General features: G+C 67.5%; 14 protein-coding genes. 12 read left to right on the forward strand and 2 right to left on the reverse strand.

From position 1 onward, the window contains the following. Positions 1–39: 39 nt before the first annotated feature. The gene (locus AB0F86_RS09990; protein WP_181697374.1) at positions 40–1,203 is read right to left on the reverse strand and encodes a thiolase family protein; all 1,164 of its coding nucleotides are present in this window, start codon (positions 1,201–1,203) and stop codon (positions 40–42) included. Between the two features lie 358 nt (positions 1,204–1,561). On the opposite strand from AB0F86_RS09990, the gene AB0F86_RS09995 reads away from it, so the two are divergent. From AB0F86_RS09995 to AB0F86_RS10050, 12 genes are read left to right on the forward strand one after another with little or no spacing between them, the layout of a single operon-like run. Continuing rightward, the gene (locus AB0F86_RS09995) at positions 1,562–1,786 is read left to right on the forward strand and encodes a hypothetical protein (RefSeq protein WP_181697373.1); all 225 of its coding nucleotides are present in this window, start codon (positions 1,562–1,564) and stop codon (positions 1,784–1,786) included. Further along, positions 1,786–1,983 (forward strand): hypothetical protein, encoded by a 198-nt coding sequence (locus AB0F86_RS10000; protein ID WP_181697372.1) that lies wholly within the window; start codon positions 1,786–1,788, stop codon positions 1,981–1,983. The genes AB0F86_RS09995 and AB0F86_RS10000 overlap by 1 nt, the downstream gene beginning before the upstream one ends. Further along, positions 1,980–2,831 carry an ABC transporter permease gene (locus tag AB0F86_RS10005; protein WP_181697371.1) on the forward strand — a complete coding sequence of 284 codons (852 nt, stop codon included), beginning with the start codon at positions 1,980–1,982 and terminating at the stop codon, positions 2,829–2,831. The genes AB0F86_RS10000 and AB0F86_RS10005 overlap by 4 nt, the downstream gene beginning before the upstream one ends. A gap of 1 nt (position 2,832) precedes the next feature. Beyond that, positions 2,833–3,696: an ABC transporter permease gene (locus AB0F86_RS10010; protein ID WP_356983319.1), complete on the forward strand. Its 864-nt coding sequence runs from the start codon at positions 2,833–2,835 to the stop codon at positions 3,694–3,696. Between the two features lie 9 nt (positions 3,697–3,705). Continuing rightward, entirely contained in the window at positions 3,706–5,130 is a 1,425-nt protein-coding gene (locus tag AB0F86_RS10015; RefSeq protein ID WP_356983321.1) for an MCE family protein, read from the forward strand. Further along, positions 5,127–6,149 (forward strand): MlaD family protein, encoded by a 1,023-nt coding sequence (locus AB0F86_RS10020; RefSeq protein ID WP_181697368.1) that lies wholly within the window; start codon positions 5,127–5,129, stop codon positions 6,147–6,149. The genes AB0F86_RS10015 and AB0F86_RS10020 overlap by 4 nt, the downstream gene beginning before the upstream one ends. Then, positions 6,146–7,159 (forward strand): MCE family protein, encoded by a 1,014-nt coding sequence (locus AB0F86_RS10025; protein WP_356983323.1) that lies wholly within the window; start codon positions 6,146–6,148, stop codon positions 7,157–7,159. Before AB0F86_RS10020 ends, AB0F86_RS10025 begins: the two co-directional genes overlap by 4 nt. Continuing rightward, positions 7,159–8,259 (forward strand): MCE family protein, encoded by a 1,101-nt coding sequence (locus AB0F86_RS10030; RefSeq protein WP_356983324.1) that lies wholly within the window; start codon positions 7,159–7,161, stop codon positions 8,257–8,259. The genes AB0F86_RS10025 and AB0F86_RS10030 overlap by 1 nt, the downstream gene beginning before the upstream one ends. Further along, positions 8,256–9,371: an MCE family protein gene (locus AB0F86_RS10035; protein WP_356983325.1), complete on the forward strand. Its 1,116-nt coding sequence runs from the start codon at positions 8,256–8,258 to the stop codon at positions 9,369–9,371. Before AB0F86_RS10030 ends, AB0F86_RS10035 begins: the two co-directional genes overlap by 4 nt. Further along, positions 9,368–10,552, forward strand: coding sequence for an MCE family protein (locus tag AB0F86_RS10040; RefSeq protein WP_356983327.1), 1,185 nt, complete (start codon positions 9,368–9,370; stop codon positions 10,550–10,552). The genes AB0F86_RS10035 and AB0F86_RS10040 overlap by 4 nt, the downstream gene beginning before the upstream one ends. Positions 10,553–10,564: 12 nt before the next feature. Further along, positions 10,565–11,167, forward strand: a complete 603-nt coding sequence (locus tag AB0F86_RS10045; RefSeq protein ID WP_356983328.1) for a hypothetical protein — start codon at positions 10,565–10,567, stop codon at positions 11,165–11,167. A gap of 52 nt (positions 11,168–11,219) precedes the next feature. Then, positions 11,220–12,449 carry a TetR/AcrR family transcriptional regulator gene (locus AB0F86_RS10050; RefSeq protein WP_225279510.1) on the forward strand — a complete coding sequence of 410 codons (1,230 nt, stop codon included), beginning with the start codon at positions 11,220–11,222 and terminating at the stop codon, positions 12,447–12,449. A gap of 5 nt (positions 12,450–12,454) precedes the next feature. Here the strand turns inward: AB0F86_RS10050 and AB0F86_RS10055 are convergent, their stop codons facing one another. Further along, positions 12,455–13,828, reverse strand: a complete 1,374-nt coding sequence (locus AB0F86_RS10055) for an FAD-dependent oxidoreductase (protein WP_356983330.1) — start codon at positions 13,826–13,828, stop codon at positions 12,455–12,457. Positions 13,829–13,896 lie beyond the last annotated feature (68 nt).

Raw genomic sequence — 13,896 nt, forward strand, 5'->3', positions numbered from 1 at the left:
CCAGGGTCTGGTTGATCACGGAATCGAGGCGCGAGCGCGTCAGAGCCGTTCGATGATGGTCGCGTTGGCCAGGCCACCCGCTTCGCACATGGTCTGCAGCCCGTACCGGCCGCCGGTCTGCTCGAGGTGGTTGACCATGGTGGCGAGCAGGCGCGTGCCCGAGGCGCCGAGCGGGTGGCCGAGCGCGATGGCGCCACCGCGCGGGTTCACCCGTTCCGGGTCGGCGCCGAGTTCGTGCTGCCACACCAGCGGCACCGGCGCGAACGCCTCGTTCACTTCGAAGGTATCGATGTCGTCGACGGTCAGCGACACGCGCTCGAGTGCCTTGCGGGTCGCCGGGACGACGGCGGTGAGCATCAGGGTCGGGTCGTCGCCGACGACCGCGAACGAATGGAACCGGGCGCGCGGGGTCAGGCCGAGCTTCGCCGCCATCGCCTCGCTCATGATGAGCGCGGCCGAGGCACCGTCGGTGAGCGGCGAGGAATTACCCGCTGTCACCGACCAGTCGATCTCCGGAAACCGTTGTCCCATCTCCTGATCGGTGAACGCGGGGCGCAGGCCGGCCAGACCTTCCACCGTGGTGCCGGACCGGATGGTCTCATCCGCGGTGAGTTCGCCCGCGGACACCAGTTCGGCATCGAACCCGCCCGCCGCTGCGGTGGCGGCTGCGAGACGATGCGAACGAGCGGCGAAATCGTCCAGCGTCGCCCGGTCCAGTTTCCACCGCGCGGCAAGGATTTCGGCCGCGATACCCTGGCCGATCAGCCCGTCGGGGTAGCGCACGGCAAGCGGACCGCGCAAGGAGTCCTTGCCCTGGGTGTTGGAGAACATCGGTGCCCGGCTCATCGACTCGACACCGCAGGCGATGGCGACGTCGTAGGCGCCGGCGAGCACCCCCTGAGCGGCGAAATGCACGGCCTGCTGGCTGGATCCACACTGCCGGTCGACCGTGGTGGCCGGCACGGATTCGGGGAACCCGGCGGCGAGGACCGCCGTACGGGAGATGTTGTTGGCCTGCTCGCCGCTCTGCGTCACGCAACCGCCGATCACATCGTCCACCAGGGCGGGGTCGATGCCGGTGCGGGCGACGAGCTCGGCGAGCACACCCGCGAGCAGGGTGGCCGGGTGCACCGACGAGAGCCCACCGCCTTGTTTGCCCCGCCCCGAGGGGGTGCGAACCACATCGACGATCACTGCGGACATTGCGTTCCTCCTGCACAGCCACCCCAGCGGCGACATCACCGATAAGTTACTAGCCATTCTCGCCGACGACAACCAGATGAGCTCCTGGTCGACTACCTATAGGCAATCGGCGATTCTTGCGCTATGTTACCCGTAATTCTCGTCACAGCGCGAGGAATGCGTAGTAACTTAATCGGTGCAGGAGCCGTAGGTGAGCACCGTAATCCCAACGCTATCCGATGATCCAGGGGAAGATCCCGAATAGCCGATTCCTTTCTCCCCACCGAACACCAAGCAACATCACTCGACCGTCAGCGACGTCGGCCGCCCACCGGCCCCCGCTGATCCACGGTCCTGCAGGAAGGAACAGCGGCACGCCATGTTGCGACGGCTGGACAGATTTCTCAGCTACGAGATGAAGGTGTCCGAATTTCTCGGAACCCTGATCATTCTCGCGATCCCCTACGGTCTCGTCGGGGTGATCTGGACCCTCACCCACACGAGCCACCTGCGCGATCTCCACGGCGCGGACCTGGTTATCTCGTTCCTCGGGTCGATCGTGTGCTGGCCGGTGCTCACCTTCGCGAATGTGACGATGACCTGATGATGGCGCTGGTCTGGGTCATCGATCTGGTGGTGACCATCGTCAAGATCCTCGGCGGACGTACCGAGGTGAATCCGGTGCTCCGATTCGGTATGTGGATCGCCGTTCTGTGCGCGTTCGGGCTCGGCCTCGCCGCCCTCGCCGGACTCGTCGTCCTGCTCGACCACTGGCTCAGCACGAGGATCGGTGCCGCATGACGTCACAACCGGCCACCGAACCGTCCGAGGTCGAACGGATCATCGACAGCGCCACCGGGCTCTGGCGACGACATCCCCAGCGATCGGTCGAGACCCTCGGCAGGCAGGTCCTGCTCGGCAGGTCCGCGATCGTGCAACTGTTCCTTTCGCTGGTGCGGCGACGATTTCCGTTCCAGGAGTTCGTGAAACAGTGCGCCTTCATGGCCAATGTCTCGGCCCTGCCGACCGTCTTCGTCGCCATCCCGGTCGCCGTGGTCGTCTCGATCCAGGTGGGTGCGCTGGTCAACCAGGTCGGTGCGACCACCTTCATCGGCGCGGTCGCCGGCCTCGGCATCATCCGTCAGGGCGCACCGCTGGTGACTTCGCTGATGATCGCGGGCGCGGTCGGTTCGGCCATCTGCGCCGACCTCGGCTCGCGCACGATCCGCGAGGAGATCGACGCGATGAAGGTGATGGGCGTCGACCCGGTGCGCAGGCTCGTGGCACCCCGCCTGGTGGCCGCGGTGGTGGTGAGCATGCTGCTGTGCGGGTTCATCGTGTTCGTCGGCTTCGCCACCGCGTACCTGTTCAATGTGTATGCCCAGCACGGCACACCGGGTTCGTTCATCAGTTCGTTCGCCTCGTTCGCGGTGGCCAACGACCTGCTGGTCGCGCTGTTCAAGGCGGCGATCTTCGGTGCGCTCACCGCGATCATCGCCTGCGATATCGGCCTGCACACCAAGGGCGGCCCCGGCGGGGTCGCGAACTCGGTGAACTCGGCGGTGGTCACCTCGGCGCTGATGCTGTTCGCCACCAACATCATCGTCACCCAGCTCTACAACGCCCTCTTCCCGGCGAAGGTGGTGTGACGTGGCCGCCGAATACATCCCACCCGCGATGCGGCCGGTGCAGGCGCTGGCGGCCACGGCCAAGGTGCCGATCCAGGCCAATCAGCGGCTCGGTCATCAGGCCATCGTGTTCTTCCAGGCGCTGCTGGCGATCCCGTTCACGCTGCGCCACTACCGCAAGGAAGTCGCCCGCCTCGTCGCCGATGTCGGCTGGGGCAACGGGTCGCTGATCGTCGGTGGCGGCACGGTCGGCGTGGTGATCGTGCTGTGCGCGTTCGGCGGAATCACCGTCGGCATGGAGTCCTACTCGGCGCTGAACCTGCTCACCATGGGCCCGCTCACCGGCGCGATCTCCGGCTTCGCGACAACCAGGGAGATCGCGCCGATCCTCGGCACGCTCGCCTTCGCCATCCAGTCGGGTTGCCGGTTCACCGCCCAGCTCGGTTCGATGCGGATCTCCGAGGAGATCGACGCGCTCGAGTCCATCGCCATCCGGCCGTTGCCGTACCTGGTGACCACCCGGATGCTCGCGGCGACCATCACCATCATTCCGCTCTACACCGTCGGTCTCGCGGTGGCCTATGTGGCGACCAAGCTGTCGGTGTTGTTCCTCGGTGGCACGACCGCGGGCACCTACGACCACTACTTCTACCAATTCCTGCTCGGCCCCGACGTTTTCTTCTCACTGCTCAAAGTGGTGGTCTTCGTGCTGATCGCCGCCTTCATCCAGTGCTACTACGGCTTCGTCGCCACCGGCGGGCCCGAAGGCGTCGGAGTGGCGGCCGGACGCGCGATCAAGATGGTCATCGTCGTCATGGTCTTTACGAATCTCTTTCTCACGCTTGCAATCTGGGGCATCGACCCCGGGTTCCGGATCTCGGGATAGGTCGATCGGATGATTCTCGATCTCAGCGGCCGCGGCCCCAAACCCGTGCAGCTCACCGCCGCGGGCCTGGCGGTGATCACGGCGTTCGCGGTCGCGCTGTATCTGCTCGCCCTGCGCTACAACGGCGAGTTCGAGGAAACGGTGACCGTCGGCGCCGACCTCACCAGCACCGGTGACGGCTTACCGCAGCGCGCGGATGTGAAGTTCCGCGGCATGATCGTCGGCGTCGTCGGCTCGGTGGAGATGGTCGCGGCAGGCGAACGCCAGCGAGCCACTCTCGAGCTGAAACCCGGCCTGGCCGAGACGATTCCGGACACCGTCACCGCCCGTGTGGTGCCCGACAACATCTTCGGTGTCTCGTCCATCCAACTGGTCGACAACGGCGCCGCCGCCTCGGGCCTGCGCGCGGGTGCGGTGATCGCGGAGGACACCAGCGAGGCGACCATCCAGCTGCAGACCACGCTCAACACCCTGCGCGACGTGCTCACCACCATCCAGCCGGAGAAGCTCGGCCGGGTGCTCGCCACCTTGTCGGCGGCGCTCGAGCCGTCCGGTCGCGTGCCGGGCTCGACGATCGAGCGCCTGGATCAGTGGCTCACGACCGTGCACCAGATTCCCGAGATCGGTGACCTGCTCGGCAATCTCGGCCGCGCGTCGACGGCGCTGAGCCAGTCGGCGCCGGAACTGGTCGGTGTGCTCGCCGATTCGGTGAACTCCGCCCGCACCCTCAACGAGCACCGCACCGACCTGATCGAACTGCTCGTGCAGGGCAACAGTGCCGTGGAATCGGTGAACGTGCTGTTCGGTGCGAACCCGAACGCGGGCAAGGAACTCGTCGCGGGGCTGGACGACCTGCTCGGCGGCATCGCCCGCGATCCCGGCGCACTGCAGACGACAGCGGCCAACCTCAATGTGTCGCTGCGTAATCTGCAGCAGGTCTTCAACTTCGGGCCGCGCAGGCAGATGACCTGGCGAATGGATGTGACGTTCACGCCCTTCCAGCAATACACCGCCGCCGACTGCCCCCGCTACGGCGAGATGACCGGCCCCCGCTGCGGCGGCCCGACCGTCCCGGAAGTCGCACCACCGCAGGAGTATCCGCCCGGCATGCTGCCGAATCGGCTCGAGGCCGCGGGGCCCGCACCGGTGGTGCCCGCGGTGCCGCAGCTCCCCGCGCTCCCGAGCATCACCGTTCCGGCGATCCCCGGCCTGCCCCCGATCCCGGGCTTGCCCGCCATCCCGGGGATCACGGCACCGGCCGCGGCGGTCGAACCCACACCCGCCGCCACCCCGGCCGCACAACGGCTCACCGGCATCGACGCCATATCGGCGCTGGTCGGCGGGAGGCCGACGTTCAGCCAGTTGCTGTTGCTCAGCTCGATCCTCGGCGACACGCCCCTCGTTCCCGACACAGAAGACGGTGTCCGACAGTGAAATCCACCAAAGCACTCATCGGGTTCAGCCTCTTCGCTGTCCTGGCGACCGTGCTCACCTACACGATCTGGTCGACGCTGCAACGCAGCGTGCCCGGCAACACCAGCAGCTATTCGGCGGTGTTCACCGATGTGCTCGGGCTGCGCGTCGGCGACGACGTCCGGATGGCGGGCGTGCGCGTTGGGCGGATCGACAAGATCGATTTCGCCGACAACTACACCGCCCGTGTCGATTTCCGGATCGAGGAACGCCAGCGCCTGACCGACACGACCAAGGCGCTGGTGCGGTATCAGAATCTCATCGGTCAGCGCTATCTCGCGCTGGCACCGGGCACCGACGGTGGCACCGTCGTCGCACCGGGATCGGAGATTCCGCTCGAGCGGACCGAACCGTCGTTCGACGTGTCCGCGCTGCTGTCGGGCTTCGAGCCGCTGTTCAGCGTGCTGCAGCCCGACCAGATCAATTCGCTGTCGGAAACACTCATCCAGGCGCTGCAGGGCAACGAGGTGTCGCTGTCGGCGCTCATCACCCAGGCCGCCCAGCTGGCCGCCACCTTCGGGGAACGCGATCAGATCCTCGGTGACGTGCTGAGCAATCTCAGTTCCGTGATGGCGGGGCTGGCCAACCGCAGCGGCGAACTGGAAACCCTGATCACCCAGACCCGCAGCCTGATGGACGGGCTCTACACCGAAGGAGAATCGTTGAAGAGTTCGGTCGAACGGGTGGCCGGTGCGACGAACTCGCTGGTCACGATTATCGAACAGGTCAAGCCCGGTGTATCGGACGCCCAGCGCAACGCGACGACGGGCGTGGCGATGCTGCTGGCCAACGGTGCCGCCCTCGATCGCGGCGCGGTGCAATTGCCCGACTTCCTCAACGGCGTGGCCCGCTTCACCCAGTACGGCACCTACGGCAATGCCTACCTGTGCCGCCTCGATGTGTCGCTGTGGGGAGTGCTGCTGCCCGAGGGCCTGTTCTCGCAGGTCGGCGGCAACGCGCAGTCGGGGGTGTGCCGATGAACCGGCCCCGCGTCCCGGAATTCTTGCGGCACAACCGGAATCTGCGCCTCGGTCTGATCGCGGCCGCCTCGGTGCTCGTGCTGCTCGGTGGTTCGAATCTGCTCGCCCGGATCCAGCTGGGCGACAAGACGATTCATGCCGAATTCGCCCAAGCCGCCGGGTTGCGGCCCGGTGCGACCGTCGACATCTCGGGCATCGAGGTCGGCGAGGTGCAGTCGGTGGAACTGGTGAACGACCGGGTCGACGTGGCGCTGCGCATCCGTCGTGACATCCGCCTCGGCGCCGACGCACACGCGGCGATCGAGATGTCGACCATCCTCGGCAGGCTGCACATCGACCTGCGCCCCGGCGACGGAAAAGGGCTGCCGGACAACCGGATCAAGCTCGAGAACACCACCGTGCCCTACAACCTGAGCAAGGTGATCCAGGACCCGAAGTACTCGTCGTCGTTCGAGCGGATCGAACGCATCGACCCGAACAAGCTGCGCACCGCGCTCGATGTGTTCAGCAGCCAGCTGGGCGACTCCCCCGCCATGGCGGTGCAGGCCCTCGACAGCATCGGCGCGCTGGCCCAGGTCATCAACAGCAGGCGCGACGAGGTCGACACCCTGCTGAAGAGCCTGGATCAGGTCTCGCAACTGGTGTCGGACAACCGCAACAGCGTGCTCGTCCTGATCACCAGGGGCGAGGCGATCGGCGCTGCCGTGCAGAAACGCCAGACCCTGCTCACCCAGTTGCTCGACAACGTCGCGCAGATGTCGCGGCTGCTGCAGGAGATGGGCGTCGAGAACAACGGCGAGCTCGCACCGCTGATCACCAATCTCAACACCATGGCGGACGGCCTGACCAAGAACAAGGAGAACCTGGACCGGCTCTACGAGATCGCCCCGGTGACGTTGCGGCAGTTCAACAATCTGCTCGGCAACGGCCCCTACGGCGAGATCTGGGCACCGTGGATCTTCCCGGACAACTGGCTGTGCTTCGCGCAGGCCGTACAGGGGTGCAACTGATGAGGACGACACGTTCGAGCAAACTGGCCGCGCTGTGCCTGGCTCTGGCCGTGACCACCGGCTGTTCTCTGGTGCCCGACAGTGTGTCCGGGTTCGCCGACCGCGCGCTCGGTGAGCAGAAGACCATCAGCGCCGACTTCGAGAACGTGTCCGGGCTGTACCCGGGCAACGAGGTCGCGGTGCTCGGGGTCCCGGTCGGCATCGTCGACTCGGTCACTCCACGCGGCAGCTATGTCGAGGTGGTGATGAAGGTCGATCGCGATGTACGCATTCCCGCCGACGCCATGGCGGCCCTGATCTCCCCGCAGCTGATCACCAACCGGCACGTCGAACTGGCACCCGCCTACACCGGGTCGGGTCCCGAGCTCGCCGACGGCGCCCATCTTCCGCTCGGAAAGACAAGGACCCCGGTCGAATTGGACCGCATCCTGGCCAACTTCGATCAGCTCGGTGAGGCGCTGAAGGGCGACAGCCAGAGCGGGCCGATGGCGAGCCGGGTGCTGTTCCCGCTGCTCGACGGCAACGGCGACCGGCTGCGCACCACGCTCGACGAACTGTCGGCGGCCTTCGAGGTGACCCTGGCCAACAAGGACCAGATCGCCAATGCCGTGGTCCGGCTCGGCGAGATCACCCAGATCATCGCCGACAACGACCAGACCGTGCGCGATTTCAGCGGGCGGATCACCGAACTGGTCGCGCTGTTCGCCCAGCAGTCTCCCGGCTTGCAGGCGGTGCTGAAGCAACTCGACGACTTCATCACCAACACGTCCTCGCTGGTCGGCCAGAACGAGACTCAGCTCGCGGGCGCGCTCACCAAGTTCGTCGACATCGCCGCCCAGATGCGGGCCAACGCCCGCAATCTCACCGAGATCATCGACGTGGGCCCGCTGATGTTCCAGAACTTCGACAACGCGATCAGCCGGGAACATCGAGCCCTTCGCCTGCACGGCCTGCTCGACAAGATCGTGCTCGACAGCGAGATCCTCGCGACGTTCTGTGAGCGCGTGCAGATGCGTCTGGACGGCTGCCGCACCGGCAAGATCTCCGATATGGGCCCGGATTTCGGCTTGACCGCCGCGCTGTTGGGACTCACGAAATGACCATGCACCCAAAGACACTGCGCAGGACCGTCGCCGCCGCCCTGTGCGCGGCCGCCGTCGCGGCATCGAGCGCCGGCTGCTCGATGACCGTCGCCCAGTTGCCGATGCCCGAGCCCGGGATCGGCGGTCCCGGGTACACCGTGCACGCCACCTTCCGCGACGCACTCAACCTGCCCGACCGGGCCCATGTGAAGATCGGCGGCACCGATATCGGTGTGGTGACCGGTATTTCGACCACCTCGTTCCTGGCGGATGTGGAGATGCTCATCCGCGAGGACATCCGGCTGCCGCAGGGCACCACCGTGGAGTTGCGGCAGGCGACGCCACTGGGCGACGTCTTCGTCGCCATGACCCTGCCGAGCGAAGCGAACGCCGGTCCGCCGCTGCGCGAGGGCGCGACCATCGGCACCGAGCACACCGCCTCGGCCGCCTCGGTCGAACAGCTCATGATGTCGGTCTCGATGCTCATCAACGGTGGCGGCATCAATCAGGCCGCCGAGATCACCTCAGAACTGAACTCGATCTTCGCGGGCAAAGCGCCCCAGCTGCAGCACCTGATCGGCGAGATGACCTCGGTCATCACCGCGCTCAACGAGCGCACCGGCGATCTCGACGCCACCCTCGGCGGGTTGCAGGTGCTCACGGGCGAATTGGCCAGGCGCAAAGCCGAACTGGGTGCGGCGGCCGACAGTTTCCCCCAGTTGATCGGATTGTTCGCCGAGAACAATCAGGCGATCGTCGATCTCATCAACCGGGTCGCGATCACCATGGACGCCCTCGGTGACTTCAGCGCCACCAACGGGCCGCAGTTCGTGAGCCTGTTCCAGAGCATCCAGAACCTGATGAACGGGTTCGTGGGAATGGGCGACGACCTCACCGGCGCCCTCGACGGCTTCAACCAGATCTATCCCTCGGTGATGGACAGCATGCGGGGGCCGAACCTCTCGGTCGGGGCGATCCTGTCCTACCTCGATGTCGGCGCGGTCACCGATCCCACCGGCAGCCGCTGGCCCGACGGCACCGATGTGCCCGCCTTCATCGGCAGCCTCGCCGAGGTGATCGCCAAGGTCACCGGCCGTCTCAACAGCACACCGCAGGAGGGTCCGCGATGAACTCACCCTTGTGGCAGTGGCTGGTGCGGCGCCGCGTCGCGGTCGCCAATGCCGGCCTCGTCGTGGTCCTGGTGCTCGGCGCCCTGTACCTGGGCGGGGTGGTCCTGCGGATCGACCCGACCGATTCGCCCTACGAGGTGACCGTCGAGCTGGCCACCTCGGGCGGGCTCACGGCGGGCAGTGATGTCACGTTCCGTGGGGTCCGGGTCGGCCGGGTCCAGGACGTGCGTGTCTCCGGTGACGGCATCGCCGCCGTGGCACAGATCGAGGAGGGCACCCGGATCCCGCGGGGTGGCCGGGTGGCGGTCGCCCGCCTGTCGGCGGCCGGTGAGCAGTACCTGGATTTCCGCCCGGAAACCGAGACCGGTCCCTATCTCGAGGACGGCGCCGTGATCGCCCGCGCCGACACGGCGGTGCCCGTGCAGGTGCAGTCGGTGCTGGCCAATATGACCGGCCTGGTGAGCGGGCTGAATCCCGAGCGGCTCAATGTCATCGTCGACGAGCTCGACAAAGCCCTCGCCGGCGGACCCGACGGGTTGCGCAACATGATCTCCGGGCTCAGCCGTGCGATGGCCGGGCTCACCGATCTGCTCCCGCAGACCGAGCACCTCTTGCGCAATCTGGAGGTCATCGCCTCGACCACCGCGCACGCCCAACCCGACCTCGGCACCATCACCCACGCGGGCAGCGCGCTGTTCCAGCAGTTCACCGCCGCCGACGCGGAGTTGCGGCACCTGCTCGAGGAGGGGCCGGGGCAGCTGGCCACGCTCGGTGGGTTCGTCTCGCGTACCCAGGACCCGATCACCGACCTGGTGACGAACTTCGTCGCGATCACCCGGGCGGCCAAACTGCGCCAGCCCGCCATCGAGCTGCTCTTCCCCACGCTGAGCCGCTTCGCCGAAGCGGTCGGCATCCCGGCCCACGACAACGCCTTCTTCACCCTCGTCGATCCGTGGCCGCGCCCGACCTGCGACTACGACACGGTCCCGATCGTGCCGACCACGCCGACCACCGACACCAGGGTGCGGCTCTACAACTACTGCGTCACCGACAACCCCGCACTGCAGGTGCGCGGCTCGGCCAACGCGCCACGACCCCCGGGCCCCGACAACGGCGCGGGCCCGCCGCCCGGTGTGACCGGCGACGAACTGTCCCAGCCCGCGGTGCCCGCACCCCGATGAGGAGATGACCCCATGAGCACAGACGAAAAAGACACCGGCACAACCGAAGCCGACGCACCTGCCGTGGAGACCACGAAGCCCGAAGCGGCCGGCGCCGCGCGGTGGACCGCCGGGCGCAAGTCCCTCGTCCTGCGCGCGGCGGCAGCACTCGTCGTCGGCGCCTCGGTGGCGAGTTCGGTGATCCTGTTCCTCGAGAACAAGGAGAGCAAGGACCTGCTCGCCGCCCAGCAGGGCGCCCGCGAAGCCGCCTGCCGCTACGCCCCGGTCCTGGCCGACTACGACAGCAAGAGCCTCGACGGCTATTTCCAGGCCGTCCTCGACGGCGCCACCGGCGACTGGAAGAAGCAGTTCGAAGCGACGAGCACCGAGCTGCGCGATGCCCTCACCCAGGGCCAGGTCACCTCGAAGGCCACCGACACCCAGTGCGCGCTGCGCGCCGGCGACGAGGACTCCGCCGAGGCCATCGTGGTGATCGGCACGACCATCTCGAGTCTCGGCACCGAGCACAAGGCCAAGCCCGGCCAGTTGTCGATGGTGATGAGTCTGCACAACGACGGTGGCCGCTGGCTGGTCGAGAAGGTGAACTCCCCGCTGACGGCGATGCCGGCCCAGTGACCCGATCAGCTGAGCTGACCAGGTTCGCACAGGCGATAACATGACAGGCGAGATGACGAGCAAGCAGATCGACGAACCCGCCGCCCCGACGCGGCAGATCCGGCGCAGGCCGAAGAACCGGCGTGCCCAGATCGCGGCCGAATCTGCGGCGGCCTTCGGCGCGCACGGCTACCACGGCGTGAGCATGGACGACATCGCCCGTCGGCTCGACATCAGTTCCGCCGCCCTCTACCGCCACTTCCCGAGCAAGTACGCGTTGTTCCGGGAGGAATTGCTGCGGCTGTCGGGGCTGGCGCTCGCCGCGGTCGAATTGCCGCCCGAGGCCGAGGGGTGGTCAGCGAGGGAACGGCTGGATCATGTCTTCGACGCGATCATCGCCGCCACCGTCACCAACCGGCCGACCGTGGCACTTGCCCGGTGGGAGCGGCGTTATCTCGAGCCCGCCGACTTCACGGACTTCACCGGGCAGTTCGTCACCGCGATCGCCGCACTGCGTGGCCTGATCCGTGACGTGCGCCCCGAACTCGACGGGCACGACCGTGCCGTGCGCGCGGTGTCGGTGTTCGCGGTGGTCAGCAGCATCGGCGACCACCACGCGAGCCTGTCGGCGAAAACCCTTGCCCAGCTGCTGAAGTCGACCTGCTGGGCGCTGGTCGACGCCGATCTGCGCGGTGAGCCGAGCACGGCGTCGGCGCGGCGGGGCCCCGACCTGCCGCAACCGTTCAAACACGAACTGCTGCTGCGCAAAGCGGTCGAGCTGTTCCACGAGCGTGGCTATCCCAATGTGAGCATGGAAGACATCGCCGTAGCCGCCGATCTGTCGGCGGCCTCCGCGGTGTACCGCTACTACCGCAGCAAGAGCGACCTGCTCGCGGCGGCGTTCCGGCGTGCCGCCGACCGGGTGTCGGCGGCGATCCCGACGGCGATCAATACCGCCGAGATGCCCGCCGAGGCGCTGGGAACGCTCATCGATCTCTATGTCGCCGGCTCTTTCGACGAACGGGCGCTGACCTTCGTCTACTACGCCGAGTTCACCCATGTCGACCAGGCCGATCAGGTGACCTTGCGTCACCTGCAGCAACTCATCATCACCGAGTGGGCGAAACTCGTCGCCGAGGCCAGGCCGGAGCTGTCGATCGGTGAGGCCAGGATCCTGGTCCATGCCGCGTTCAGTCTGGTGGTCGACCTCGGACGGGTCTTCGGTGACGACGGGATCTGCCCGCAGGATCTTGTGGTCCGGCTGCTCCAGACCGTCACCCTCGGTCGTCCACTCCCCCGCTGATTCGTTCAGTCGCCGCGCGCCACCGCACGGGTGGCGGCGCGGGCGGCGACGAGCACCGGATCCCACACCGGCGAGAACGGCGGCGCGTAGCCGAGGTCGAGGGCCGTCATCTGCTCCACCGTCATCCGCGCGGTGAGCGCGACCGCGGCGATGTCGACGCGCTTGGCCGCGCCCTCGCGCCCGACGATCTGCGCGCCCAGCAGCCTGCCGGTGCGACGTTCGGCGAGCATCTTCACCGTCATCGGTTCGGCGCCGGGGAAATAGCCCGCGCGCCCGGTGGATTCGATGGTGACGGCGTGGAATTGCAGGCCGGCTCGCTCGGCGTCCTGCTCGAGCAGCCCGGTGCGGGCCACCTCGAGATCGCAGACCTTGCTGACGGCGGTGCCGACGACGCCGGGGAAAGTGGCGTACCCGCCGCCGATGCCGGTGCCGATGACCTGACCGTGTTTGTTGGCGTGGGTACCGAGTGCGATGTGGCGCATTGTGCCCGAGACCCGGTCGAGTACCTCCACGCAGTCACCGCCCGCCCAGATGTTGTCGTGGCCGCGGACGCGTTGCGCGAGATCGGTGAGCAGACCACCGGATTCGCCGAGCGGCAGTCCTGCACGCCGGGCGAGATCGGTGGCCGGCCGCACGCCGATGCCGAGGACGACCACGTCGGCCGGGTACTCGGTGTCGGCGGTCGTCACCGCGCACACGTGGCCGTCGGCGTCGGTGCGCATACCGGTCACCTCGGTGTCGGTGACCAACCGGATTCCCATCCCGTCCATAGCTTCTCGGACCAGCGCACCCATATCGGGATCGAGAGTCGACATGGGCTCCGGACCCCGGGTCACCATGGTGACCCGGAACCCGCGCCGGATGAGCGCCTCGGCCATCTCGACACCGATATAGCCCGCGCCGACGACGACGGCGTCGCGTCCCGGCGCCGAAACCAGCGCCTCGATGAGGTCCTCACCGTCGTCGAGGGTCTGCACGCCGAACACACCGTCGGCGTCGATGCCGGGCAGGGGCGGGCGGATCGGGGTGGCGCCGGTGGCGAGCACCAGCTTGTCGTAACCGGTCCAGGTCTCGGCGCCGGTGTCGAGGTCGCGCGAGCGCACCTGCCGCCCAGGGACATCGAGCTCAATCGCCTCGGTGCGCATGCGCAGATCGATCGCGCGGGCGCGGTGTTCCTCGGGGGTGCGGGCGATCAGGTCGTCGGCCTCGGGGACGTCACCGCTGACCCAGTACGGAATGCCGCACGCGGAATACGAGGCGTGCCTGCCCTTCTCGAACACCACGATCTCGAGTTCGTCGGCGCCGCGCAGCCTGCGCGCCTGCGAGGCCGCCGACATGCCTGTCGCGTCGGCGCCGATGACAACCATGCGTTCGGCCATGCCGCCCACGGTACGAGAGCCGCGCGCGCGGGTTCTCGCCGCCACCCCCCAACGACAGCGGCGGCGAG

The organism is Nocardia sp. NPDC023733, from assembly GCF_040639775.1.
In the GTDB taxonomy this organism is placed as follows: domain Bacteria; phylum Actinomycetota; class Actinomycetes; order Mycobacteriales; family Mycobacteriaceae; genus Nocardia; species Nocardia rosealba.

What these genes read in the sequence shown, in the direction of transcription:
- AB0F86_RS09990 (WP_181697374.1), bottom strand. Translation starts at nt 1,203, where the DNA reads ATGTCCGCAGTGATCGTCGATGTGGTTCGCACCCCCTCGGGGCGGGGC.
- AB0F86_RS09995 (WP_181697373.1), top strand. Translation starts at nt 1,562, where the DNA reads ATGTTGCGACGGCTGGACAGATTTCTCAGCTACGAGATGAAGGTGTCC.
- AB0F86_RS10000 (WP_181697372.1), top strand. Translation starts at nt 1,786, where the DNA reads ATGATGGCGCTGGTCTGGGTCATCGATCTGGTGGTGACCATCGTCAAG.
- AB0F86_RS10005 (WP_181697371.1), top strand. Translation starts at nt 1,980, where the DNA reads ATGACGTCACAACCGGCCACCGAACCGTCCGAGGTCGAACGGATCATC.
- AB0F86_RS10015 (WP_356983321.1), top strand. Translation starts at nt 3,706, where the DNA reads ATGATTCTCGATCTCAGCGGCCGCGGCCCCAAACCCGTGCAGCTCACC.
- AB0F86_RS10025 (WP_356983323.1), top strand. Translation starts at nt 6,146, where the DNA reads ATGAACCGGCCCCGCGTCCCGGAATTCTTGCGGCACAACCGGAATCTG.
- AB0F86_RS10030 (WP_356983324.1), top strand. Translation starts at nt 7,159, where the DNA reads ATGAGGACGACACGTTCGAGCAAACTGGCCGCGCTGTGCCTGGCTCTG.
- AB0F86_RS10035 (WP_356983325.1), top strand. Translation starts at nt 8,256, where the DNA reads ATGACCATGCACCCAAAGACACTGCGCAGGACCGTCGCCGCCGCCCTG.
- AB0F86_RS10040 (WP_356983327.1), top strand. Translation starts at nt 9,368, where the DNA reads ATGAACTCACCCTTGTGGCAGTGGCTGGTGCGGCGCCGCGTCGCGGTC.
- AB0F86_RS10045 (WP_356983328.1), top strand. Translation starts at nt 10,565, where the DNA reads ATGAGCACAGACGAAAAAGACACCGGCACAACCGAAGCCGACGCACCT.
- AB0F86_RS10050 (WP_225279510.1), top strand. Translation starts at nt 11,220, where the DNA reads ATGACGAGCAAGCAGATCGACGAACCCGCCGCCCCGACGCGGCAGATC.
- AB0F86_RS10055 (WP_356983330.1), bottom strand. Translation starts at nt 13,828, where the DNA reads ATGGCCGAACGCATGGTTGTCATCGGCGCCGACGCGACAGGCATGTCG.